Genomic DNA, 24,898 nt, shown 5'->3' on the forward strand with positions numbered 1-24,898 from the left:
CATGACGGTATGTCGCCGGGGGCCGGTCGCCCCGCTCACGGCGCCTCGGTGACCTCACCGGTGCGGTCGTGCGGCACCGGGCAGCCGCCCTGCCGCTCCGCGGGCGCGAAGGTGCCGAGTTCGCCGATCCGGTAGCCGCACGGGTACGACCGGACCCGCCGCCCGTCGCGGGCCAGGCTCGGGGTGCGGCGCGGCGGCAGGTGCCGCACCACCCGGCCGCGCAGCCGCATCCCGGCCCGCACCGCACTGCGCACGGCGGCCGGCGGCCGGGGGTAGCCGAACGCCTCCCGCAGCGGGTCGTCGAGCAGGCAGATCGACGACAGGCGCACCTGCCGCGCCAGGACCTTCGGGTACCAGGTCTGCATGAGGTCCAAGGTCGCGTCGGACACCGCGCGGCCGCCCGGCGTGAACGCGAAGTGCGCGCGCTCGTACGCGTCGAGCAGCGCCTCGAACTCCTCGTACGTGGCCGGGATGTCCCGCAGGCCCATCCGCCGGCCCAGCGCGCGGTAGTAGTTGACCGTGGCCCGCACCTCGTGCGGGCAGTACGGCCGCCAGCCGTAGGCGTCCAGCCACCGCTTGGGTACGACGACGAAGGTGGCGAGCACGTAGAGGAAGTCGTCGTTGGAGATGCGGTAGCGCCGGTGCATCCGGTTCATCCGGCGGATCGCCTCGCGCCCCTGCGGTGCGTCGAAGCCGTGCTCCAGCGCCGCTTCGAGGATGAGGACGGTGTCGTCGTAGCGCTTCTGCGCGCGCCCGGTGAACTCGCCGGTGTCGGCGAGGAGGTTGCCGATACCGGGCACCGCGTAGGTCCGGTAGAGCGCGAACGAGAGCGACTGGCTGGTGTCCCAGGGGAACTCGTGCTGGCCGCTGATCCGGTAGATCTCGGCGAAGTCGACTTCGGGGTCGAGGGCCTCGATGCGCTTCAGCCACGTGTGTCGTTTCATGTCACTCCTGGCTCCTGCGGGGCGGGGTGCCGCGCTCCGTTCGGCACGGCGGCGTACTCCGGCAGGCCGCCGGGGACGGCCGTCGGGAAGTGCGGTGCGCGCTGTTCGAAGTAGGAGGCCACACCCTCGGCGGCGTCGGGGCCGCGGACGGTCTCGTGGACCAGCCGGGAGTCGGCACGGTGGACGGGTTCGGGGCTGTCGGCCCAGGCGAGCCGGTAGACCAGGCGCCGGGTCAGCGCCACCGACAGCGGCGCCACCTCGCGGGCCAGTTCGCCCGCCAACCGGTCGGCAGCCGCGGCCAGTTCACCGGCGGGGTGGACGGCGGTGAGCAGCCCGGCGGCGAGCGCCTCGTCGGCGAGGAACGTGCGGCCGGAGATCAGCCAGTCCATCGCCCGGGTCAGGCCGACGATCCGCGGCAGCCACCACGCCGAGGCGCCCTCGGGCACGACGCCGCGGCGGGTGAAGGGGAACGCGAACTTGGTGCCCTCGGCGGCCAGTCGGAAGTCGGCCGGAAGCAGCATCGTGGCCCCCACCCCGGCCGCGGCGCCGTGGACCGCGGCGATGACCGGCTTGTCCATCCGGTACATCACCGAGGTCACCACGCCCGCGGGCTCCAGGTAGGTGCCGGCCGCGAGCGCGGCCTCGGCCCCCTGGTCCGCCTTCGCCCCGAACGACCGCTCGCCGCCGCCGTCCGCCGACAGGTCGGCGCCCACGCAGAAGCTGCGGCCGGCCCCGCGGAGGACCACGACCCGTACGTCGTCGTCGGCGTCGGCGGCACGCAGCGCGGCCGCCAGCTCGTCGGCCATCCGCACGGTGAAGCCGTTGCGCGCCTCCGGCCGGTTCAGCGTGACGGTGGCGACGTGCGACGCGACACCGTAGAGGATCGTGGTGTACCCGGCCATGGCCCCACCCCGAGACATCCGGCCCGTGCCGCCGGCACGCGCCGGGGCATGCGGGAGCTGAGTCGGCGTCAGGTTACATCGGCGCTCGTCCGGTGGCTAGGGAGCATTAACATCTGGGTCCGGATCGAGCCGCGTCGGGAGGGCGTCGACATCCGGCGGCGCCCGGCCCACGCGGGCGGCCCGCTCGGAGTTCCGCGGACTCCTCGCCCAGGGGGCGGCACGGCGGCGACTCGTTCGACGTTCGCCCCGAAAGGTTCGAGACAACCGTGTGACAACCGTTGACGCATCACCCGCGCATCTGGGTTGATGCGATGGGAGCGCTCCCATCGCCGACCGCCGAGGTCGCTTCCACCGAGACTCACCCCACCCCCAGAGAGGTCTCGACACGATGACGCCCGATCGGATCATTCCTGCTCCTGCGCCGGACTCCGGAAGCGCTCCACGCCGGTCGCGGCTGCGCCGCGGCAGCATCGCCGCCGCTGCCGCGACGGCGGTCGCGGCAGCCGGCCTGATGGCGCTGCACCCCTCGGTCTCGCAGGCGGCGCCCGCGGTGAACAGCAACGCGCTCTACGTCTCGCCGTCCGGTACCGCCGGCGCCTCCGGTACGGAGTCGGCCCCCACCACGCTGGCGTCGGCGGTCACGCGGATCACCGCCGGCGGCACCATCTACCTGCGCGGGGGCACGTACAACCTCGCCACGACGGTCACGATCGCGGCCGGCAACAACGGCACGTCCAGCGCCCGCAAGGAGATCTCGGCGTACCCGGGGGAGACCCCGGTGCTGAACTTCTCCGCGCAGAGCGAGAGTTCCTCCAACCGGGGCCTGGAGCTCAACGGCTCGTACTGGCACCTGTACGGGCTGACGGTCGAGCACGCGGGCGACAACGGCATCGCCATCGGAGGCAACAACAACGTCGTCGAGCGCGTCGTCACCGCCTTCAACCGCGACTCCGGTCTCCAGATATCCCGGGCGGACTCCGCCACCTCCATCAGTGCCTGGCCGTCCAACAACCTGGTGATCAGCTCGGAGTCGCACGACAACGCCGACAGCGACGGCGAGGACGCGGACGGCTTCGCCGCCAAGCTCACGGTCGGCACCGGGAACGTCTTCCGCTACGACGTGTCGCACAACAACATCGACGACGGCTGGGACCTCTACACCAAGACCGACACCGGCCCGATCGGGCCGGTGACCGTCGAGAACTCCCTGTCGTACGGCAACGGCACGCTCTCCAACGGCGGCCAGGCCGGCAGCGGCGACCGCAACGGCTTCAAGCTCGGCGGCGAGGACATCGCGGTCAACCACATCGTCCGCAACAACATCGCGTACGACAACGGCCACCACGGGTTCACCTACAACGACAACCCCGGATCCATGACGATCTCGGGCAACGTCGGCATCAACAGCGCGGAACGCAACTTCTCCTTCGACGAGGGCACCTCGGTCTTCCGCAGCAACACCTCCTGCCGCACCGGCTCCGGCAGCAACGACAAGGTCGTCGGCGACGCCGACAGCTCCAACCAGTTCTGGTCCGGCACCAACGGGTCGCGGTGCAGCAGCTACAGCGGCGCGCTCGGCTGGTCCTTCGCCTCCGACGGCACCCTCAACGTGACCTTCGGCGGCACCAACGTGACCGGCGGCAGCACGACCGCGGGGACCTCCGCCGGCACGTCCACCGGCACGTCCACCGGGACCTCCACCGGCACCTCCACCGGCACCTCCACCGGCACCTCCACCGGCACCTCCACTGGCACGTCCACCGGGACCTCCACCGGCACCACCGGCGGGACCGGGACCGGCCCGAGCTGCACGGCCGCCTACGTGCCCAGCACCTGGCCCGGCGGATTCACCGCCGACATCACCGTGACCAACACCGGCTCCACCGCCGTCAACGGCTGGACGGTCGGCTTCACCCTTCCCTCCGGCCAGACCGTCACCAGCGCCTGGAACGCCACCATCAGCCCCTCTTCGGGCGCGGTGAACGCCACCAACGTCGCGTACAACGCCCAGATACCGGTCGGCGGCAGCCAGTCCTTCGGCTTCCAGGGCACCTACACCGGAACCTACGCCCAGCCCACCCGGTTCACCCTCAACGGCACGGCCTGCGCCACCGGCTGACGTCGGACCCCGCCGTGCAGCCGGGGACCGGTGCGGGCCCCACCCCGCACCGGTCCCCACCCGGGGTCGAGGAGGACCCCGGCGCATCGGCCCCGGGCAGTGGGCGGACCGTGCTCGCGCGGTGGAACGACAGAACTGCCCGAAGGCTCCGGCGTGGCTAACCTGGCGACCGGCGCCCGTGGCGCAGACACCGCGCGAGTTGTTCTGCCCGAACTACCAGGGGAGCGGAATGTCCGAATCGCCTGTGGACGATGAGCTATGGTGCCGACGCTACCGCCCATCCCGCACGGCCACGGCCCGCCTGGTGTGCCTCCCGCACGCGGGCGGCTCGGCGACGTTCTACCTGCCCTTCGTGTCGGCTCTCAGCCCCGACGTCGATGTCGTCGCCATCCAGTACCCCGGGCGGCAGGACCGCCGAGCGGAGCAGCCACTGACCGATGTGGACACGCTGTCGGACCGGATCCACGAAGCCCTCCTGTGCCAACCACCGCTTCCGGTCACGTTCTTCGGACACAGCCTCGGCGCACTCGTCGGCTTCGAGACCGCCCGGCGGCTGGAGGCCGGCGGCAGTCCGGTCACGCACCTGTTCGCGTCCAGCCGGGGCGCCCCGTCCCTGCACCGCGGTGAGAGTGTCCACCAGCGAGACGACGAGGGCATCCTGTCCGTCGTCCACTATCTGAACGGCACCGCTGCGAACGTCCTCGGCAACCAGGAGATGATGCGTGCGGCGCTGCCGTCCCTGCGTGCCGACTACCAGGCGGCCGATACCTACCGATGCGCTCCGGACGTCACCATCGGCTGCCCGGTCACCGTCCTGACCGGCGACGCCGACCCGCAGACCACGTCTTCCGAGGCCCGCGCGTGGGAGCGGCACACCACGAGCGCCTGTGCTTTCCACACGTTTCCCGGCGGGCACTTCTACCTCTCGCAGCAGACGGACAGGGTGATCGCCCTGCTCAAGGAGCACTTCGCCGCGACGGCGGAGGACGGCCGCCGGCCCACGGTCCGCCCTTGACGACTCCGGGACCGACCATGCGGTTCGGCCCGCGTCCGGCATCGACGACCACCATCCGACGTTCACCAGGGGGAGCACGTGGACCGCGCGTTCGTGGAAGCCGTCGAGTCGCCGGAAGCCGGTCCCGAGGACATCGAGTCGCTGACGGTGCCCGAGTCCTACCGGGCGGCGGTGCTGCTCAAGGACGAGCAGCACATGTTCGACGGAGTCCGGGCGGCGAACCGGAACCCCGCCAAGTCACTGCACCTGGCGGACGTGCCCACGCCGATGCCGGGCCCCGGCGAGGTCCTGGTGGCGGCCATGGCCAGCTCCGTGAACTACAACACGGTCTGGAGCGCGATCTTCGAGCCCGTCCCCACCTTCGCGTTCCTGGAGCGGTACGCGCGCACCGGGGGGCTCGCGGCCCGACACGATCAGCCCTACCACGTCGTGGGGTCCGACCTGTCCGGGATCGTGCTGAGGACCGGGCCCGGGGTCCGACGCTGGCGCCCGGGGCAGCGGGTGGTGGCCCACTGCCTCAGCGTCGAACTGGAGGACCCCGCCGGGCACGACGACTCGATGCTCGATCCGGAGCAGCGGATCTGGGGATTCGAGACGAACTTCGGCGGGCTTGCCGAACTCGCCCTGGTCAAGGCGAACCAGCTGATGCCCAAACCCCCGCACCTGACCTGGGAGGAGGCCGCCGTCTCCGGTCTGGTCAACTCGACCGCGTACCGGCAACTGGTCTCCCGCAACGGCGCGAACATGCGGCAGGGGGACAACGTGCTGATCTGGGGCGCGGCGAGCGGCCTCGGTTCGTACGCCACCCAATACGCCCTGGCAGGAGGGGCGTTCCCGATCTGCGTGGTGTCAAGCCCGCGGAAGGCCGAGATCTGCCGGCAGATGGGCGCGGAGGCGATCATCGACCGCAGCGCGGAGGACTACCGCTTCTGGTCCGGCGAAGGCGGCCAGGATCCCCGTGAGTGGCGGCGGTTCGGCCAGCGGGTCAGGGATCTGACGGGCGGCGAGGACGTGGACGTCGTCTTCGAGCACCCGGGGCGTGACACCTTCGGCGCCTCCGTCTACGTCGCCAGGCGCGGGGGCACGATCGTCACCTGCGCGTCGACGACCGGCTATCTCCACGAGTTCGACAACAGGTATCTGTGGATGCACGTCAAGCGCATCATCGGATCGCACTTCGCCAACTACCACGAGGCGTGGCGGGCGAACCGGCTGATCATGCGGGGGCGGATCCATCCGTCGCTCTCCCGGACCTACCCGCTGGAGCAGGTGGGCCTGGCCGCCGAGGTCGTCCACGGGAACCGGCACCAGGGCAAGGTGGGCGTGCTCTGCCTCGCGGACAGGGAGGGCCTGGGGGTGGACGCACCGGAGTTCCGGAGCCGCCATGAGGCCCAGATCAACCGCTTCCGCGAGCGACCGGGGTCCATGGACGCGGCCGGCTGACCGCTACCGGCCTTCCGGGTGGCCCCCGGACCCGAGCCGTGGACCGGCACCGACGTCCGGGCGGAGCCCCGCCCCGGGGCGGACCCGGCGTCCGCCCGCGTTCACGTGCCTTCGGACGGAGCCGCCAGCCGTGTCCGTACGGCGTCCCCGGGAAGCAGCACGCTGACGGTGACCTCGACCACCGCGTTCTCCGGAATGTCGCCCCCTCGGTGGGTGATCCTCTCGACGAGCGACGCGTACTGCCCGCCCATGCCGGCGAGCAGGCCGCGTAACTTGTGGATCTTCCCCGGGCCGCCGATGACCATCTTGACCTGGTTGGGCCGGTGCGGCTCCGGGAGCAGTTCCACGGCGTCCCACGCGTCGTCACCGACCTGTTCGTAGCGCACCCGGTACTCGGTGGCGCGCTTGGTCTCCTCGCTCACCCAGACGTGCCTGGCCGGGGCGACGCTGGCCAGTTGGAGGCACCGGCCGACGGCGGCGGTGTCGAGACCCCGCAGCGTGCCGTCATCGGGGTGGTGGCCGAGGACCGCGTCGGTGGACACGACGGCCAGCTTGACCACGGGCTCCGGCGCTCCGCTGCCGGCGGCGTCGCGGACGGAGCGGGTCCGCTGCAACGCGTCGCGGATCGCCAGCGCGGCGCTGACGGCGTGATCGGGGGCGTGGTCCACGGCATCGAAGACGATCCAACTCATCGACGCCACCCTGCTGATCACCACTCCGCCGTGTCGTCCGGCCTCACGGTCGACCAGCGCGGCCACGATGCCGAGTGCGGACGTCGACTCGGCGGCGTCGTCGCCGGGCTCGCCGGCCATCTCGCCGACGACTGCCACCATGGCGGCCAATTTCCCCTCCGCGAGGGGGACGACGGGGTCGTCCCCGACGGCCGGCCGGTGCGGCCGGGGCCCCAGGGGCCGGTCCTGGAGGACCGCGGTCGGCCAGGGCACCCCCGCGGTACCACCGTCGCGGAGCGCGGTCACGACACCGCCGTGCCAGTCGAGGCTCATGTCCTGATTGAGGATCAGGCGTTCGAGTTCCTGGAGTTCATGGCTCGGCTCCAGCCCGTGGGTCTCGATCAGCGACACGCGGGCGCGGTGATAGACGTCGAGGGCGTCCAACTGCCGCCCGCAGCGGTACATCGCCAGCATCAGCTGCCCCACCAGACGTTCGTGGGACAGCTCCCGTCCCGCGACGAGTTCGAGCTCCGCCAGCACCTCGCGGTGCCGCCCGCACGCCAGTTCGGCCTCGAAGAGCTCCTCGAAGGCCACCAGATGCGTGTTCTGGACGGCGGTGGCCTCGGGCCAGGCGCTACAGGTCTCGGTGAGGTCCGCGAGGACCGGGCCCCGCCAGACGTCGAGTGCGTCGCGCAGCTCCCGGCGCGCGGACTCCCAGTCGGCCTGGGCGGCGTACTCGCGGCCGTGTTCGATGGCGAGCATGAACAGGTTCAGGTCGATGGCGTGGGGTTCGACATGCAGCAGGTACCCGGGCGTGTGGGTGAGGAGCACGGCCGGGTCGGCGCTGCCGTCGTCGCAGGCGAGAATTCCCCGCAGAGCGGACGCCGCATTCTGGAGCATCTTCCGCGCAGTGGGCGGAACGCCGTCGGACCACAGGGAATCCAGCAGTTTGCTCGACGGGACTATCCGGTTGGCTTTCAGCAGCAGCATGCCCAGCATCGCGCGCTGCTTGATCCCGCCGAGGGGCACGACCATGTCGTGGGAAACCACTTCCAGAGGACCCAGAATGTTGAACTGCATGGTGGTCTCCCTCATCCGCGACACAGGTCGTCCGATGTTGGACAGGTCTGTAGACCGGAAGTACTCGATGCACTGCCGGAATGGATGAACTCCCTGCCTGTTCGAGGAGCATGCGGTGCTCAGGCTGTCATTCCTGCGCAGGTGCACGCCGTCGGCGGGCACACGTGGGTACGTGTGTGCCCCGCTGCATTAGGTTGTGAAACCGGGAACGCCGTGGTCTCCCGTATCCAGCGGTCGCCCGACCGGCCGGCCCCCGCACGTGGACGGCGGGGCTGTGACCTCAGACGGCGCCGGGGGCATCGTCCCGGAGAAGAACGTCCCCTTGGGCCGTCGGGCGTCTACGCACGCTCATCCTTGCCTCCCCCTGACCGGTCGTTGAGGTTCCAGAAAGGTGACGCGCAGGCCACGGTGTCCAAGCCCGGCCACCCCCCTCAAGCCCCCTACTACATCCCCATCCGCGTCCCGGGAAAACCTTGAGCAATACAAATCGAATGAGGCGTAATTCACATCAGGTTGTGCCCGTAGCATGACAAGAGATGTCATGTCGGGTGGGGATCCCCGGGGTGACGGACCGCCGGCGGCCGCGCACCCCTCAGCGCCGGGGGAAGCCCGCTCCCTCGGCGTCGGCGACCCGCGGAAACCTCTTGAGCGCCGCTGGGAGAACCTGGTTGCCGCCTGATGGGCGCGTGGTGGAGCGGTGTCATTTCGGGTGGTGAGCCCCGATGGCTACCTTCCCCCCTGACAGGCCGGAAGAGGCGGGCATCCAGCAGGTGCGGCTGATCGGAGACAGCGCGCGTGAGGTGTTCTGGTCAGGCGCTCCGCGGCCCGGGGGCGCTCGGACGCGCCGCGCCTTCTGCGGGCGGTTCCCGGCCGTGAACAGGATGGTCGAGCGGATGCTCGGCAGACACGCAACCGACCGCCCGCCCGGGAACAAGGAGTAGCCATGTCCGAGGTAGACAAGCTCCGCGACTACCTGAAGCGGGCCATCAACGACGGCCGGCAGCTCCAGAGCCGACTGCGCAGGCTTGAGGAGAGCATGCGCGAACCGGTGGCCATCGTGGGGATGGACTGCCGCTTCCCGGGCGGGGCGGAGAGCCCGGAGGACTTCTGGGGACTGCTTGCCGAGGGGGCCGACACGATGTCGGGGTTCCCCGCCGACCGTGGGTGGGACATGGCGGGCAGGCACGACCCCGACTCCGGCGCCGCGGCCCCGGGCTACGCTCGGCTGGGCGGATTCCTCGCCGGGGCGGGTGACTTCGACGCGGAGTTCTTCGGGATCAGCCCGCGTGAGGCGCTGGGGATGGATCCGCAGCAGCGGCTGCTGCTGGAGACGTGCTGGAAGGCACTGGAGGACGCGGGCATCGATCCGGCTTCGCTGAAGGGCACCGACACCGGCGTCTACGCCGGGGTCATCACGTCCGGGTACCGGGTCGGGGGGCAGGACGCCGGCGGCGGCTACGGGCTGACGGGGACCATGGCGAGTGTGGCGTCGGGCCGGGTGGCGTACTGCCTGGGACTTCAGGGTCCCGCGGTCTCGATCGACACGGCCTGCTCGTCGTCGCTGACGGCGATCCACCTGGCCGCGCAGGCGCTGCGGTCCGGGGAGTGCGGGATCGCGCTGGCCGGCGGTGTCACGGTGATGGCCACCCCGGCGGCGTACGCGGAGTTCGCGCGGCAGCGGGTTCTGGGCGCCGACGGGCGGTGCAAGCCGTTCGCGGAGGCGGCCGACGGCACCGGGTGGGGTGAGGGTGTCGGGGTCCTGGTGCTGGAGCGGCTGTCGGATGCGCGGGAGCGTGGCCACCAAGTGCTGGCGGTGGTGGCGGGGAGCGCGGTGAACCAGGACGGGGCGTCCAACGGTCTGTCGGCGCCGAACGGTCCGTCGCAGCAGCGGGTGATCCGCCAGGCGTTGGCGAGCGCCCGGTTGCAACCCGGCGACGTCGACGTGGTGGAGGCGCACGGTACCGGAACCGCCCTGGGGGACCCGATCGAGGCGCAGGCCCTGCTGGCCACCTACGGCCAGGACCGGCCGGAGGGCCGGCCGCTGTGGTTGGGTTCGGTGAAGTCGAACATCGGCCACGCGCAGGCGGCGGCGGGTGTGGCGGGTGTGATCAAGATGGTGCAGGCGATGCGGCACGGGGTCCTGCCGCAGACGCTGCACGTGGACGCCCCGTCGTCGCACGTGGACTGGTCGGCCGGAGCGGTGGAACTGCTCACCCGGGCACGCCCGTGGGAGGCCGGCCCCCGCCCGCGCCGGGCCGGTGTGTCCTCGTTCGGGATCAGCGGCACCAACGTCCACCTCATCCTCGAACAGCCTCCCCAGGACGCCCCCGCCGACGCCGAGCCCGAGGCCGGGGAGGAGCCGCCCGCGGGGCCGGCGGTGTGGGTGCTGTCGGCGCAGTCCGGGCCGGCCCTGGCCGCGCAGGCCGGCCGGTTGAGGGCCTTCGCCGCTTCCCACCCGCGGACGACGGTCCACGACGTGGCGTTCTCGCTGGCGACGACCCGCGCCACGGGGCTGCCCCGGCGGCTGGCGGTGACCGGCGGCGACCGGGACGAACTGCTGGCGGGCCTGGCGGCGGCGGCCGAGGGACGGGACGCGCCCGGAACGGTGACCGGGAAGGCCGGAGAGCATCCGCGGCCGGTGTTCGTGTTCGCGGGGCAGGGCGGCCAGTGGGTCGGGATGGGGCTGCAACTGTGGGACGAGGAGCCGGTGTTCGCGGCGGCGATGGAGCGCTGCGCGGCGGCCCTGGCGCCGTTCGTCGACTGGCGGCTCCGTGAGGCGCTGGGTGATGCGGAGTTGCTGGCCCGGGTGGATGTCGTCCAGCCTGCCCTGTGGTCGGTGATGGTGAGTCTGGCCGCGTTGTGGCGGGCGGCGGGGGTGGAGCCCGCCGCCGTGCTCGGCCACAGCCAGGGCGAGATCGCCGCGGCGTGTGTGGCGGGCGGCCTGTCGTTGGACGACGGGGCGCGGGTGGTCGCCCTGCGCAGCCGGGCGCTGGCGGAACATCTGGCCGGCGCGGGCGGGATGGTGTCGGTGCCCGCCGGGTTGGAGGAGGTGCGGGAGTGGATCGCCCGGTGGGGCGAGGACCTGTCGGTCGCGGCGGTGAACGGCCCGAGGCAGGTGGTGGTGGCCGGGACCGCCGCCGCGTGCGTGCAGTTCGCGCAGGCCCACGCCGAGCGGGGCGCGCGAGCGGTCGCGACGGATGTCGCAGGCCACACCGCGCAGGCCGAGGCGGTGAGGGAGCGCCTGGCCGGAGACCTGGCGGAACTCGCTCCGACCAGCGGTGCGGTGCCGTTCTGGTCCACGGTCGAGGCCGCGGTGGTGGACACGGCCGGGCTGGACAGCGGGTACTGGTATCGGAACCTGCGCGAGCCGGTGCGGTTCGGCGAGGTCGTCGCCGCGCTCGCGGCGGAGGGCCACCGGGTGTTCGTGGAGATCAGCCCGCACCCGGTGCTGGGGATGGCGGTCGCGCAGGGCGGTGAGGACGTGGTGGCGGCGGGCAGCCTGAAGCGCGGCGAGGGAGGCCGCAGCCGCTGGCTGAGCGCGCTGGCCGCTGCCTGGGCGGCGGGTGCGGAGGTGGACTGGTCCGCGGTGACCGCCGACGAGGGCAGGGCCCGGAGGGTGGCTCTGCCGACGTATCCGTTCCAGCGGGAGCGCTACTGGCCGAGGGCCGCCGCTGGGCGTGGTGATGCCGTCTCGGCCGGCCAGCAGCGTTCCGGGCACGCGATGGTGGCGGCGGCGGTATGGCTGGCCGAGGGTGACGGGCTGGTGCTGACCGGTCGGCTGTCGCTGGCCGGGGCCCCGTGGCTGGCCGACCACGCCGTCCACGGCGTGGTGTTGCTGCCCGGCACCGCGTTCGTGGATCTCGCGATGCATGCCGGTGACCTGGTCGGGTGCCCGGTCCTGGAGGAGTTGACGCTCCAGGAACCGCTGGTGCTGTCGGAGCACGGCGCCGTCCAGTTGCAGGTCCGCGTGGGCGGCGACGGGGAACAGCGGACCGTCGCGATCTCCTCCCGTGAGGGGGAGGGCGCGTGGGTTCTGCACGCGGCCGGCGTACTGGCCCCGGTCGGCAGCGAGCCGGCTCCGGCTCCGCTGGGTGCGTGGCCTCCGGCGGGCGCGGAGCCGCTCCCGACGGGTGACGCCTACGAGCGACTGGCTGCGCGGGGCTACCAGTACGGGCCCGTGTTCCAGGGGCTGCGTCAGGTGTGGCGGGCCGGGGACACGGTGTACGCCGAGGTCGAGCTGCCGGAAGGCCCGCAGGCCGATACGGCTGGGTTCGGGCTGCACCCCGCGCTGCTTGACGCGGGTCTGCACGGTGCCGTCGTCGCCAGCGGCAACGGAGCCGCCGGCGGCGGGGCGACGGGGCTGCCGTTCGCGTGGTCGGGCGTGCGGTTGCTGGCCGGCGGTGCCCGCCACCTGCGGGTGGTCCTGGCACCCGGGTCGGGCGGGGTGGCGATCACCGCGTACGACGGCGTGGGGGAACCCGTGCTCCAGGCACGGTCGTTGGTGCTGCGGGAGGTCGGGTCCGGGCAGTTGGGCGGGCTCGCCCGGATGGCCGGGCAGTCGCTGTTCACGGTGGACTGGGCCGCGCTGCCGGTCGCGCAGGCCCCTGCCGCCCGGGTCCGGTGGGTGCGGCACGGTGAGCCGGCCGGGTCCGACGCCGCGCCGGTGGTGGTGGCGGTGGTGCCGGCGGCCGAGCCGGGGGTGTCCGCGCCGCGGGCGGCTCAGTCGGCTGCCGCGACGGTGCTGGACTGGGTGCAGCAGTGGCTGGCCGATCCCGAGACCGACGACGCGCGGTTGGTGGTCTGGACCCGGGGCGCGGCCGCCGGGTGGGACCTCGCCGGCGCGGCGGCGGCGGGTCTGGTGCGCTCGGCGCAGACCGAGCACCCCGGCCGCCTGGTCCTGGTCGACGTCGACCCGTCGGCCGGCCTGGACCCCGGTCGGGACGCCGACGTGGACACGGTGCTGGCCGCGGTGCTGGATGCCGGCGAACCCGACCTCCGCATCGGGTCCGGTGACGGGGGTGTGGAGGTGTTCGGGCGCCGGTTGGCCCGGGCCGGAGCCGGAGCCGGTGAGTTGGCGTTGCCCGGTGGTACGGACTGGCGGGTCGAGCTGACCCGGCCGGGTGACCTCGGCAGTGCTGCTGTGATCGACGCCGCCCAGGCCGACGCCGAGTTGTCGGTGGGCCAGGTCCGGGTGGGTCTGCGTGCGGCCGGGGTGAACTTCCGTGACGTGATGTACGGGCTGGGCGTGGTCGCAGACGGGCGGGTCCTGGGCGGGGAGGCGGCCGGGGTGGTGCTGGAGACCGGTCCCGGGGTGACCGGCCTGACGGCCGGTCAGCCGGTGATGGGCCTGGTGCAGGGGTGGGGGCCGGTCGGGGTGGCGGATGCCCGACTGCTGGCCCCGGTTCCGCAGGGCTGGTCGTTCCAGCAGGCCGCGGCGGTGCCGGTCGGGTTCCTGACCGCGTTCTACGGGCTGCGGGATCTGGCCCGGGCCCAGTTCGGTCAGCGGGTCCTCATCCATGCCGGTACGGGTGGTGTCGGCACGGCCGCGGTGCAGTTGGCCCAGGCGTGGGGGCTGGAGGTGTTCGCGACGGCGAGTCCGGCCAAGCAGTCCGCGTTGCGGGCCATGGGTGTGGAGGAGAGCCACATCGCCTCGACCCGTGATCTGGCGTTCTGTGAGCGGTTCCTGGCCGTGACCGGTGGCGAGGGCATGGACGTGGTCGTCAACGCGCTGGCCGGGGAGTTCACGGACGCCTCCCTGCGGTTGCTGCCGCGCGGTGGCCGGTTCGTGGAGATGGGCAAGACCGACATCCGCGACCCCGAGCAGGTCGCCGAGGCCCACCCCGGGGTCGTCTACCAGGCGTTCGACACGATCGACGCCGGTGCGCCGCGGGTCGCGGAGATGCTCGCCGAGCTCGGGGTGATGTTCGAGGCGGGCACGCTGGTTCCGCCGCCGGTGACGTGCTTCGAGCTGTCGCAGGCGGTGGCGGCACTGCGGTACCTCCAGGCCGCCCGGCACATCGGCAAGGTCGTCGTGAACGTCCCGGCCCAGTGGGACCCCGAGGGCACGGTGCTGATCACGGGCGGCACCGGCACCCTGGGCGGGGAGTTGGCCCGGCACCTGGTGAGGGTCCGGGGCATGCGGCACCTGCTGCTGATGTCCCGCCGGGGTCCGGCGGCGCCGGGTGTGGCGCGCCTGGTCGCGGAACTCGCCGGATCGGGTGCTGAGGTGCGGGTGCAGGCCGGCGACGCCTCCGACCGCGACGCCCTGGCGTCGGTGCTGGACCGGGTGACGGCGCTCCGCCGGTTGACGGCGGTGGTGCATGCCGCCGGGGTGATCGACGACGCCACCGTGGAGTCGCTGACGCCCGGGCGGATAGCACCGGTGCTGGCCGCGAAGGCCGACGCGGCCTGGAACCTGCACGAGCTGACCGAGGGCGCGGACCTGGCCGGCTTCATCCTGTACTCCTCGGCCGCGGCGGTCATGGGCAGCCCCGGGCAGGGCAGCTACGCCGCCGCGAACACGTTCCTGGACGCGCTGGCCGTCTACCGCCGCGACCGGCACCTGGCCGGCCAGTCGCTGGCGTGGGGACTGTGGGACCAGACCTCGGAGATGAGCGGACATCTGGACGGCTCGGCCCTGACCCGCCTGCGCCGCGGGGGCATCCAGCCCATGACGACCGCTCAGGGCCTGGCCCTGTTCGACGCCGCTACCGCGCTGGGTACGCCGCAGCCCATCCCGGCCACTCTGGACCTGGCCGCGCTGACCCGCGCCGGCAACCCCCTGCTGAGCGGTCTGACGGCCGGCGCTCCGGCCCGCCCGAACGCCTCCGCACCAGTCGCGGCCGGGGGCGGGCTGGCCGCGCGGCTGGCCGGCCTCGGCCCCGCCGACCGCGAGCGCGAGGTCCTGCGGGCCGTCCAGGCAGCCACCGCGGTCGTGCTGGGCCATGCCAGCCCCGAGGACATCGACCCCGAGCGCCGCATTCGCGACATGGGCATCGACTCCCTCACCGCGCTGGAGCTCCGCAACCGCCTCGCCACCGAGACCGGCCTCACCCTCCCCGCCACCCTCGTCTTCGACCACCCGACACCGGCCGAACTCGCCCGGCACCTCGCGGGGCAGTTCGGTGACGAACCCGCTCCCGGAGCCGGGGCCCCCGCCGAGGGCATCGTCAGCCAGTTCGCCCAGCTCGAGACGGCCCTCGCGAAGGACGGGGACGTCGACGACGAGCTGCGCACCTACGCCCGCTCCCGCCTGCTGGCCCTGCTGGACATGGTCGGCTAGCGCCTGTCCGGCGGATCCCGCCGGACAGGCCCTGGAGGACCAGCGGAGATCCTGCTCCGAGGGCGGCCCGCGCAGGTGGCGGGGCCGCCCTCCGGGCGTCACGGCGTGGCTGCGGTCAGGGTCCAGGGTGCCGTAGGAGAAGTCGAGGTCTCCCCCCACCGGCCCGACCCGACACCCGGGCCCGTTCCCGCCGCGCACACAGAAGTCCGGCCCGCGTCACCACCGCGGGCCGGCACCGGAGTTTCCCGTGATCTTCTAGCGGATGCGCAGAGGAAGGGCCTTCGGCCCACGGGCCTGGGTCCCGCCCCAGGCCACCGTGGACGGGTCCCGGAGGCTGAACTCCGGCACCCGTTCCAGCCAGACCTCCAGTGCGACGCGCAGTTCCATGCGGGCCAGGTGCGAGCCCAGGCAGCGGTGGATGCCCAGGCCGAACGCTGCGTGCCGGTTGGCCTCGCGGTCGATGACGACCTCGTCGGCCCGCTCGAACTGGGCCGGGTCGCGGTTGGCGGCCGGGAAGGAGAGCAGGATCCAGTCGTCGGCCTTCATGTCCACGCCACGCCAGTGCATGTCGTCCTTCACCAGCCGGGCCATGGTGACCGGCGCGTAGGCGCGGAGGAACTCCTCCAGCGCGGTCGGCAGCAGCTCGGGCTCGGCCACCAGGCGCTCGCGGTCCCGCGGGTTCCCCGCCAGGTGCCACAGGGACGTGCCGATGGCGCTGTAGGTGGTGCTGATGCCGGCGATGAGCAGCAGCATGACGGTGCCGATGACGTGGTTCGGTTCGAGCTTGCGGCCGTGGAGCTCCGCTTCGAGCAGGTAGCTGATGAGGTCGTCACGCGGCTGCTCGACGTGCTTGTCGACCTCCGCGAGGAGGTAGATGAACACCCTGCCCATGTGTTTGACGCGCTCGTCGCGCGACTGCTTGCCCTCGCCCTCCAGCTTGGTGGCGAGCTCGTGGAACCGCTGCCTGTCCTCCGGCGGCAGGCCCAGCATGTCCCCGATGACCCGGCTCGGGATCTGCTGCGCGTACTCCTCGGCCGCGTCGACGACGGCCCGTCCCGCGAAGCGGTCGATGAGGGAGTGGCAGTAGGCCCTCGTGCCGGGCTCCAGCTTGGCGACGGCGGTCTTGGTGAACGCCGGCAGCAGCAGCTTGCGCGCGCCGTGGTGGAACGGCGGGTCGGAGGTGATGGGCGGCGCTTCGCCGATCGGCGCCAGGTCACGCGGCGGCCGGAACTCGCTCAGGTTGGTGCCGAGCGAGGAGAAGCGGTCGGTGTCGTAGGCGATCGCCGCGACATCCTCGTAGCGGGTCGGCACCCACGCGCCGCCGAACCGCTCGGTGTGCGCGATCGGACACCGCTGCCGCAGGTCGTCCATGATCGGGAAGGGATCGGCGGTCCACCGCGGGTCCAGGTGCGAGAAGTCCGTCGCCCAGTCGGTGACCGGACCGGTGACGATCTCGCCGCGCGAGACGTGGAAGCGGTCCCGGTCGGTATGGCGGAAGTCCTTGTTGAAGCGGTCGTCGGCGGCCACGTCACGTCCCCTCCGTCACGGTGATCGCCCGTTCCGGGCAACTCGCGACCGCGCGGCGGGCCTCGCGCTCGTCACCCGGCGGCACGCTGCCGTCACCGGGTACGTTGCCGTAGCCCTCGGCGTCCTCGCCGAACACGGCGGGGGCGATGTCGTAGCAGCGGCCGTGTCCCTGGCAGCGCCCGGAGTCGATCCGTACGTCCACAGTGAACCGTCCCCTTGTCGTGAAAGTGGTCCGCACGCCCGCCGGCACACCTCGTCCTGCCGGGCTCGGCCGGTCCAGTGGGCCGATGCCCGTGAGCGGTCCTCCCGGCGTGCGACGGGCCGCGTGCGAGACGGTCCATGCTTCCCGGCGCCGCACGGTCGCGGAAAGGGAGACCGGCCATCGCCCGGCCATCGCGGGGTAACCGCGTGCCCATGGCGGCACGCTGGCGCCCTCGACGACAACGGTGACAACCGCTCCCGGTGGTGACGGGGCCGCGGTCCGCCCGGCGGCGTGTGCCGGTTACCCCTCAGTGCCCGAGGGATGGCCGGCCGCCCTTTACACGGCCACGCGGCCCCGGCGAGCATGAGGGCGCTGCGTGCCTGGCGACGACGAGGGGATGGCGACCCTTGAGGGTCGGCCGGATGCGGGTACACCGCCCTCTGACGACACATCCGCCTGCTGAAGTGCGTATCCGCGATACGAAGACGAAAAGGTGACAGTCCATGGGGTATGTGTTCTCGCTGGTTCTCAGCCGGGAGATTACGGAGGACGAGATGGCCGCCCTGAAGGTGGGGTGCGGCGGCGCCGCCGACTTCGGCACCGACGTGCTCCCGACCGACGCCGAGCTCACCGTCACGAAGATGGACATCGACGACGCCGACTCCCCGACACTGGCCGAGGCCATCGAATCGGCTCTCGCGGCGGTGGCGGAGGTGACGGACCTCAGCGTCTCCGAGCTCTTCGTCCCGGCCCAGCCGGCGGGCGGCGAGGGCGGCGAGGGCGGCGCGGTCGAAGCCGAGGAGCCGGTGGCCGTCGGCGCCGGCACCGACTGAGAGCGGGCCGCGCCCACCGGCCCGAACCCGCCGTGGAGCCGCGGCACCGCCGCACAGACACACGCCGTCCGATCCACCGGCGGCGTGTTTCTGCACGTCGGCCCCCGGATCCCCGGCCGATCCCGCCGAGGGCGCCGCACCCGGGCCGCGGCGTCCCCCGATGGGCACGCGGTTACCCCGCGATGGCCGGGCGATGGCCGGTCTCCCTTTCCGCGACCGTGCGGCGCCGGGCAGCATGAGCACCGCAGGTATCCGGTTCGACCGCAGGCCGAGGGGACCGCCCGTGGCCATGGGGCCCGTTCGCCCGCCGAACCCGCCGGGCCGGGGCGCCGCCGCCCGCCCGGAGACCTCCGCCGCCGCCGGCCTGCCGTGCAGGACGGCCGGACGGGACCATGCGGATCAGCCTCATGACAGGTGGGACGGTTCACTGTGGACGTACTGATCGACTCCGGGCGCTGCCAGGGACACGGCCGCTGCTACGACATCGCCCCCGCCGTGTTCGGCGAGGACGCCGAGGGCTACGGCAACGTACCCGGTGACGGCAGCGTGCCGCCGGGTGACGAGCGCGAGGCCCGCCGCGCGGTCGCGAGTTGCCCGGAACGGGCGATCACCGTGACGGAGGGGACGTGACGTGGCCGCCGACGACCGCTTCAACAAGGACTTCCGGGACCCGAACCGGGACCAGTACCACAGCGTCCGCAGCGAGACGATCTCCGGTCCGGTCACCGACTGGGCGACGGACTTCTCGCACCTGGACCCGCGGTGGACCGCCGACCCCTTCCCGATCATGGACGACCTGCGGCAGCGGTGCCCGATCGCGCACACCGAGCGGTTCGGCGGCGCGTGGGTGCCGACCCGCTACGAGGACATCGCGGCGGTCGCCTACGACACCGAGAACTTCTCCTCGCGCTCGGTGAACGTGGGCAACTTCCGGCCGCCGCGTGACCTGGCGCCGATCGGCGAAGCGCCGCCCATCACCTCCGACCCGCCGTTCCACCACGGCGCGCGCAAGCTGCTGCTGCCGGCGTTCACCAAGACCGCCGTCGCCAGGCTGGAGCCGACCACGAGGGCCTACTGCCACTCCCTCATCGACGGCTTCGAGGGGCGGGACGTCGTCGACGCGGCCGAGGCGTACGCGCAGAAGGTCCCCGAACAGGTCATCGGCGACCTGCTCGGCATCCCGCAGGGGGACCGGAAGCTGTTCCGCGACCTCATCGCGAACATCAACCGCGAGGACGCCCTCGACTCGCGGGACGAGCACGTCGAACAGCTCAGCAAGATGTTCGTCTTCCTGCTCGCGGAGATCAAGGAGCACGTCAGGAACCCGCGTGAGGACCTCATCAGCTACCTGCTCGAAGTGGAGCTCCGCGGCCGCAAGCTCGACCCGAACCACATCATCAGCATGATGCTGCTGCTCTTCGCGGCGGGCATCGGCACGACGACCAAGGCGATCGGCTCGTCCCTGTGGCACCTGGCGGGGAACCCGCGGGACCGCGAGCGCCTGGTGGCCGAGCCCGAGCTGCTGCCGACCGCGCTGGAGGAGTTCCTCCGCGCGTTCACGCCGGTCACCATGGCCCGGCTGGTGAAGGACGACATGCACTGGCGTGGCGTGGACATGAAGGCCGACGACTGGATCCTGCTCTCCTTCCCGGCCGCCAACCGCGACCCGGCCCAGTTCGAGCGGGCCGACGAGGTCGTCATCGACCGCGAGGCCAACCGGCACGCAGCGTTCGGCCTGGGCATCCACCGCTGCCTGGGCTCGCACCTGGCCCGCATGGAACTGCGCGTCGCACTGGAGGTCTGGCTGGAACGGATCCCCGAGTTCGACCTCCAGGACCCGTCCACGGTGGTCTGGGGCGGGCGCCTGGCCCGCGGACCGGTGTGCCTTCCGCTCAGCGTCGGCCGACGGACCCCGCTGACGCCGGACGGACCGCGGTAGCCACTACACCGCGGGCGTGCGCCAGGCGCGCACCTGCTCCACGACGGCGGAGATGTGCTCGATGGGCGTGGTCTTGTTGATCCCGTGTCCCAGGTTGAACACGAACGGCCCCCCGCTCAGGCCGCGCAGGATGCGCTCCGTCTCGGCGTGGAGCGCGGGGCCGCCGGCGATCAGCAACTGGGGATCGAGGTTGCCCTGCACGCAACGGCCCAGCGCACCCTGGAGGTTGCGTGCGGCCCAGTCGAGGGGAACCGTCGAGTCCAGGCCGATGCAGTCCGCGCCCGTCGCCTCGGCGAAGCCGTTGTAGGAGAGCCCGGCGCCCCGGGGGAACACGATGACGGGGACGTCCGGGTACTGCGCCTTCAGCGCGCTGATGATGGCGGCGGCCGGCTTGACGCACCAGCGGTCGAAGAGGACGTCCGGAAGTACCCCGGCCCAGGTGTCGAACAACTGGACCGCTTCCGCGCCCGCCTCGATCTGACGGCCCAGGAACTGGGTGACCGCGGTCGTCAACAGGTCCATCAGGGGCTGGAACCCGTCGGGGTCGCTCAGCGCCCACTGCTTGACGGTGGAGTGCTCCGACGCGGCACCGCCGCGGCCTTCGACCATGTAGGTGGCGATGGTCCACGGTGCGCCGGCATACCCGATCAGGGCCGTCTCGGCGGGCAGGGCACGGGTGAGCCGGCTGACCGTCTCGTAGATCGGGGCCAGTTCCTCGTGCAGGCGGGAGATGCTCAGGAACTCCGCGATGTCCGCCGTCGAACGGACCGGCGGCGTCAACACCGGCCCCTCGCCCACCCGGTAGTCCAGGGTCTGGCCCAGCGCGGCGGCGACCTGCGGAAGGTCCGCGAACACGATGGCGGCGTCCAGCGGGAAGCGGCGCAGCGGCTGCAGGGTGACCTCGACGGCGTGCTCGGGCGTGGTGCAGAGCCCCACCATGCCCCCGGCCGCCTCCCGGACCTTGTGGTACTCGGGCAGGTAGCGCCCGGCCTGCCGCATCAGCCACACCGGCGGCCGCTCGGTCCGCTCTCCCGCGAGTGCCCGCAGGAGCAGCTTCCTGGGCTGGACGTTGCCGGACCCCGGCTTCGGACCGACCGCATCCCGGGTGCCGATGTCCACGCTGTTCCATCCTGTTGAATCGCCCCGGGTGTCCACGGGACCCAAGTAGAGACGTCAGCCCCCTCGAAAGGGGGCCCGTGGCAGCGTAGCAGAGCTCGCAGGGCCGTCCCGGTGAGCGCCTGGCGGGTCGGCCACGTGGCCGGTGCGGCACCCGGACGGGCCGCGCCCCGGAAAGGAGTCCCCGGTTACCCCGCAGTGGCGGATCACAGGCGGAGCGCCATGTACGCCCCGCCCGGCGCGCGCGAACATGAGCGCCGTCGAGACGGCGATCGGGAGGAAGACCGGATGAGCCTGGCGGTACGCGCGGAGGCACCGATCGGTCGGACGGACCGCTTCTTCATCGGCGGGCAGTGGGTGGTGCCGTCGTCCGGCGCCGAGATCGACGTGATCGACTCCGCGACCGAGGAGCTCTACTTCAAAGTCGCGCAGGCGCAGGCCGCCGACATGTCCAGGGCCGTCGAGGCGGCGCGCCAAGCCTTCGACGAAGGCCCCTGGCCGCGCCTGACGCCGGCCGAGCGGGCCGGTTACCTGCGGGCGATCGGCGCGGAACTCAGGCTCCGCGGCGAGGACATCGCCGAGATCTGGCCGCGCGAGTCCGGCGTCCTGCACACCTTCGCCGCCAACGCCGGCACCGGCGCGGAGACCGCCTTCAAGCGGTACGCCGCGCTGGCCCGCACCTTCCCGTTCGAGGAACCGGTCAAGCCGACGGCCGGCGGACAGTTCGGCATGATCGTCCGTGAGCCGGCCGGCGTGGTCGGCGCGATCATCCCGTGGAACGCCCCGATGGGCATGATCAGCAACAAGGTCGGCCCCGCACTGCTCGCCGGGTGCACGGTGATCCTGAAATCGGCGCCCGAGGCGCCGGGAGAGGGCTACCTGCTCGCCGAGGCCGCCGCGGCGGCCGGACTGCCGCCCGGCGTGGTCAACGTCGTCACCGCGGACCGCGAGGTGTCCGAACTGCTGGTGCGCGACCCGCGGGTGGACAAGATCACGTTCACCGGGTCGACGGCCGCCGGACGGCGCATCGCCTCCCTCTGTGGCGAGCGCGTGGCCCGCTGCACGCTGGAGCTCGGCGGCAAGTCCGCCGCCGTCGTCCTCGACGACATGGACCTCGCCACGGCCGCCCGCAGCCTCGCCCAGGCCGAGTGCTTCCTCACCGGGCAGGTCTGCTCGTCGCTGACCCGGATCGTGGTCAGCCGCCCGCGGCACGACGAACTGGTCGAGGCCCTCGCCGGCGTGTTCTCCCGGGTACGCGTCGGGGACCCGTTCGACCCGCGCTCGCAGATGGGGCCGCTGGCGGCCGGCCGCCAGCGGGACCGCGTCGAGGGATACATCGCCAAGGGCGTCGCGGAAGGGGCCACGCTGGCCGCCGGCGGCGGCCGCCCGAGGGGCCTGACCCGCGGCTGGTACGTCGAGCCCACCGTCTTCGGCAACGTCGACAACCGCTCGGTCATCGCCCAGGAGGAGATCTTCGGCCCCGTGCTGTCCGTCATCCCCGCGGCCGACGAACAGGACGCGATCCGGATCGCCAACGACACCGTCTACGGCCTCAACGCGGCGGTGTTCACCGACGACGTCGACCGAGCCCGCGAGGTCGCCGCGCAACTGCGCTCCGGCACCGTCGGACACAACGCGCTGCGCAGCGACCTCGGCATCGCGTTCGGCGGGTTCAAGCAGTCCGGCATCGGCCGCGAAGGCGGTCGCGAGGGACTGCTGCCCTACCTCGAAACCAAGACCGTGATCCTCGAAGGACGGCCGACCGGGTACGAGGACACCGTCCTGTGACGGCGCCCGCCTCGACACCGCGTCCGCCCACCGCGTGCCCGCGGACCGGGCCGCACGTCGCCGGCCCCGGCCCGCCACGCCGGTCGGCACCCCACCGAACTGACCACCCGGCTCATCCGTGGGCCCGCACAGCCGACGAGGGACACACTGATGACCGACCTTCAGGTCCGCCCGGAGGAGCTCAAGGCCCTCGCCGCCCTCTTCGGCCACGGTGACCCGTACCCGGAATACGCGAAGTGGCGTGCGCGGCAGCCGGTCGTCCGCCCGCACGAGAAACTGTTCGTCTTCAGCCGCTACGAGGACTGCGCGGCGGTCCTCAGCAGCTCGGCCTTCGGCCAGTCACCGCGCGAGGCCAGCCCGCTGCGCAGCCTGTGGCGGGGCACCGGCCGGCCGGCATCCGCCGCCCCGGAGACGGCCAGCGCCGCCGACGACGACACGGCCGTGGTCACCGCCCAGGACAACGCCAGCAACATGCTGCGGCTGAACCCGCCCGACCACACGCGGCTGCGCCGCCTGGTGTCCCGCGCCCTTACCCCGGCGAGCGTCCGGGCACTGATGCCGCGCATCGAGGGAATCACCGGCGAGCTGGTGGGCGGCCTCGGCCCGAGCTTCGACGTCATCCGCGACGTCGCGCTCCCGCTGCCGGTCCGGGTGATCAGCGAGATGCTCGGCATCCCGGAGGCCGACCGGCCGATGGTGGTGGCCTGGTCCGCGCAACTGTCCCGGAGCATCGACCCCGGCTTCCTCATCACACCCGAGGACCGCGTCACGTTGCGCGCGGCCCGGGACAGCTTCCACGCGTACCTCGGGGAACTGATCCCCAAGCGGCGCCGCGAACCGGGCGACGACCTCGTCTCCGCCCTCGTCCACGTCCACGACGAGGACGGCACGCTGACCGAGCACGAGATCGTCGTCACCTGCCGGCTGCTGCTCATCGCCGGCCACGAGACCACCCGCAGTGTCATCGGCGGGTCCGTGCTCGCCCTGCTCCACCACCCCGCGCAGCTCGCCGCCCTGCGGGCCGACCCGGACCTGGTCGAGAGGTGCGTCGAGGAGGCCGTGCGCTACGACCCGCCCATCCAGATCCTCGTCCGGTCCGCGCTGGAGGACACCACGGTCGGCGACACCACGGTCCCGGCCGGCGCGCGTGCCCTCATACTCCTCGGCGCGGCCAACCGCGACGAGGCACTCGGCGACGACCCGGAGGACTTCGACTTCCTCCGCCCCGCCCGCCGCCACCTGTCGTTCGGCCACGGGATCCACTTCTGCCTGGGCGCTCCGCTGGGACGCGCCGAGGCCGCCATCGCCCTGCGCCACCTGCTGCCTGTCCTGGCCGGGTCCCGGCTGGCCGAGCCGCCCGTGTGGAAGCCCCACACCGTCCTGCGCGGCCTTGAGCACCTCCAGTTGACCACGTCGGTCTGAGGGCGGTCCCGTCCGGGCGGAGGGTCGGTCGGGCGGCGGTCTTGTCGGGCGCCGGTCGGTCGGGCGGTGGTCTTGTCGGGCGCCGGGGCGGTCGGTCGGGCGGGCGGCGGTCTCGTCGGTCTGAGGGCGGTCACGTCGGGTGCCGGTCCGGTCGGGCGGCGGGGCGCGCGGGCGGCGGATACGCACGGCTGGAGGGCCTCATCACCGCGGTGCCGGCCGGGGACAGCCCGCGGTTCCTCCCCGCCCCGAGCAGGATCCGCCTCAAGCGTGTGACGCACCCGCATCGGGCGCAGGCGGGCACGGCGGCCCGATCCCATGGGCCGTCAGGGCACGACGGTGAGCCGTGCACCGCAAGCGGTCCCTGCGGCATGCGCCCCGGCGAACACGGCACCCCGGCTCGGCGCCTCGGCGCCCCGGCTCGGCGCCCCGGCTCGGCGCCCCGGCTCGGCGCCGCTGCCGACGGGCGAGCCGCCACGGCGACGGGTGGAGATCCGTCCGTTCCCGTCCGCACCCGTCCTCCGCCGGCCGCTCGCGCGCAGTTCGCGGGCCGGGCCCCGCCCGGCGGGTGGTCCGTCGCGCAACGGAGTTCCATCCACCGGGAACTCCGCGCTCTTT

The 24,898-nt window shown here is 72.8% G+C and carries 15 protein-coding genes and 1 pseudogene; 10 read left to right on the plus strand and 6 right to left on the minus strand.

The genetic code is table 11. The annotated features are described in order from the left end of the window. Positions 1 to 35: 35 nt before the first annotated feature. Together RVR_RS31415 and RVR_RS31420 are read right to left on the minus strand one after the other, a co-directional pair. Positions 36 to 944, minus strand: coding sequence for an oxygenase MpaB family protein (locus RVR_RS31415; RefSeq protein ID WP_202237286.1), 909 nt, complete (start codon positions 942 to 944; stop codon positions 36 to 38). Further along, positions 941 to 1,846: an enoyl-CoA hydratase-related protein gene (locus RVR_RS31420; protein WP_202237287.1), complete on the minus strand. Its 906-nt coding sequence runs from the start codon at positions 1,844 to 1,846 to the stop codon at positions 941 to 943. Before RVR_RS31420 ends, RVR_RS31415 begins: the two co-directional genes overlap by 4 nt. Before the next feature lie 388 nt (positions 1,847 to 2,234). Between RVR_RS31420 and RVR_RS38040 the strand changes: the two are divergent. The 4 genes and pseudogenes from RVR_RS38040 to ccrA all read left to right on the plus strand — a co-directional run. Continuing rightward, positions 2,235 to 3,482 (plus strand): annotated as a pseudogene (locus RVR_RS38040) (right-handed parallel beta-helix repeat-containing protein); the annotation flags it as partial. Then, positions 3,477 to 3,965 carry a cellulose binding domain-containing protein gene (locus RVR_RS38985; RefSeq protein ID WP_346731510.1) on the plus strand — a complete coding sequence of 163 codons (489 nt, stop codon included), beginning with the start codon at positions 3,477 to 3,479 and terminating at the stop codon, positions 3,963 to 3,965. The pseudogene RVR_RS38040 and the gene RVR_RS38985, both read left to right, overlap by 6 nt. Before the next feature lie 304 nt (positions 3,966 to 4,269). Next, the gene (locus RVR_RS31430; RefSeq protein ID WP_346731486.1) at positions 4,270 to 4,980 is read left to right on the plus strand and encodes a thioesterase II family protein; all 711 of its coding nucleotides are present in this window, start codon (positions 4,270 to 4,272) and stop codon (positions 4,978 to 4,980) included. 93 nt (positions 4,981 to 5,073) lie between these two features. Beyond that, on the plus strand, positions 5,074 to 6,423 hold the full coding sequence (gene ccrA, locus RVR_RS31435; protein WP_202239457.1) for a crotonyl-CoA carboxylase/reductase: 1,350 nt from the start codon (positions 5,074 to 5,076) through the stop codon (positions 6,421 to 6,423). 101 nt (positions 6,424 to 6,524) lie between these two features. On the opposite strand, the gene RVR_RS31440 is transcribed toward ccrA, so the two are convergent. Beyond that, positions 6,525 to 8,174: a BTAD domain-containing putative transcriptional regulator gene (locus tag RVR_RS31440; RefSeq protein ID WP_202237290.1), complete on the minus strand. Its 1,650-nt coding sequence runs from the start codon at positions 8,172 to 8,174 to the stop codon at positions 6,525 to 6,527. Between the two features lie 943 nt (positions 8,175 to 9,117). On the opposite strand from RVR_RS31440, the gene RVR_RS31445 reads away from it, so the two are divergent. Further along, positions 9,118 to 15,456: a type I polyketide synthase gene (locus tag RVR_RS31445; protein ID WP_202237291.1), complete on the plus strand. Its 6,339-nt coding sequence runs from the start codon at positions 9,118 to 9,120 to the stop codon at positions 15,454 to 15,456. 255 nt (positions 15,457 to 15,711) lie between these two features. Here RVR_RS31445 and RVR_RS31450 read toward each other — a convergent pair whose 3' ends face one another. Next, complete coding sequence (locus tag RVR_RS31450) at positions 15,712 to 16,983, minus strand: cytochrome P450 (protein ID WP_202237292.1); 1,272 nt, start codon at positions 16,981 to 16,983, stop codon at positions 15,712 to 15,714. A gap of 1 nt (position 16,984) precedes the next feature. Further along, on the minus strand, positions 16,985 to 17,185 hold the full coding sequence (locus RVR_RS38050) for a ferredoxin (protein ID WP_237405071.1): 201 nt from the start codon (positions 17,183 to 17,185) through the stop codon (positions 16,985 to 16,987). Positions 17,186 to 17,688: 503 nt separating this feature from the next. On the opposite strand from RVR_RS38050, the gene RVR_RS31460 reads away from it, so the two are divergent. The 3 genes from RVR_RS31460 to RVR_RS31470 all read left to right on the plus strand — a co-directional run bounded on the left by RVR_RS31460 (position 17,689) and on the right by RVR_RS31470 (position 19,957). After that, positions 17,689 to 18,018 (plus strand): hypothetical protein, encoded by a 330-nt coding sequence (locus RVR_RS31460; protein WP_202237294.1) that lies wholly within the window; start codon positions 17,689 to 17,691, stop codon positions 18,016 to 18,018. A gap of 414 nt (positions 18,019 to 18,432) precedes the next feature. After that, positions 18,433 to 18,648, plus strand: coding sequence for a ferredoxin (locus RVR_RS31465; RefSeq protein ID WP_237405072.1), 216 nt, complete (start codon positions 18,433 to 18,435; stop codon positions 18,646 to 18,648). A 1-nt stretch (position 18,649) separates the two neighbouring features. Then, positions 18,650 to 19,957 carry a cytochrome P450 gene (locus RVR_RS31470; RefSeq protein WP_202237295.1) on the plus strand — a complete coding sequence of 436 codons (1,308 nt, stop codon included), beginning with the start codon at positions 18,650 to 18,652 and terminating at the stop codon, positions 19,955 to 19,957. 3 nt (positions 19,958 to 19,960) lie between these two features. On the opposite strand, the gene hemE is transcribed toward RVR_RS31470, so the two are convergent. Further along, the gene (gene hemE / locus RVR_RS31475; protein ID WP_202237296.1) at positions 19,961 to 21,076 is read right to left on the minus strand and encodes a uroporphyrinogen decarboxylase; all 1,116 of its coding nucleotides are present in this window, start codon (positions 21,074 to 21,076) and stop codon (positions 19,961 to 19,963) included. Positions 21,077 to 21,361: 285 nt separating this feature from the next. Here hemE and RVR_RS31480 point away from each other — a divergent pair, with 285 nt between their 5' ends. Together RVR_RS31480 and RVR_RS31485 are read left to right on the plus strand one after the other, a co-directional pair. After that, complete coding sequence (locus tag RVR_RS31480; RefSeq protein WP_202237297.1) at positions 21,362 to 22,861, plus strand: aldehyde dehydrogenase; 1,500 nt, start codon at positions 21,362 to 21,364, stop codon at positions 22,859 to 22,861. A 150-nt stretch (positions 22,862 to 23,011) separates the two neighbouring features. Further along, positions 23,012 to 24,283, plus strand: coding sequence for a cytochrome P450 (locus RVR_RS31485; RefSeq protein WP_202237298.1), 1,272 nt, complete (start codon positions 23,012 to 23,014; stop codon positions 24,281 to 24,283). Positions 24,284 to 24,898: the final 615 nt, after the last annotated feature.

This window comes from Streptomyces sp. SN-593 (genome assembly GCF_016756395.1).
GTDB classification, from domain to species: Bacteria; Actinomycetota; Actinomycetes; order Streptomycetales; family Streptomycetaceae; genus Actinacidiphila; species Actinacidiphila reveromycinica.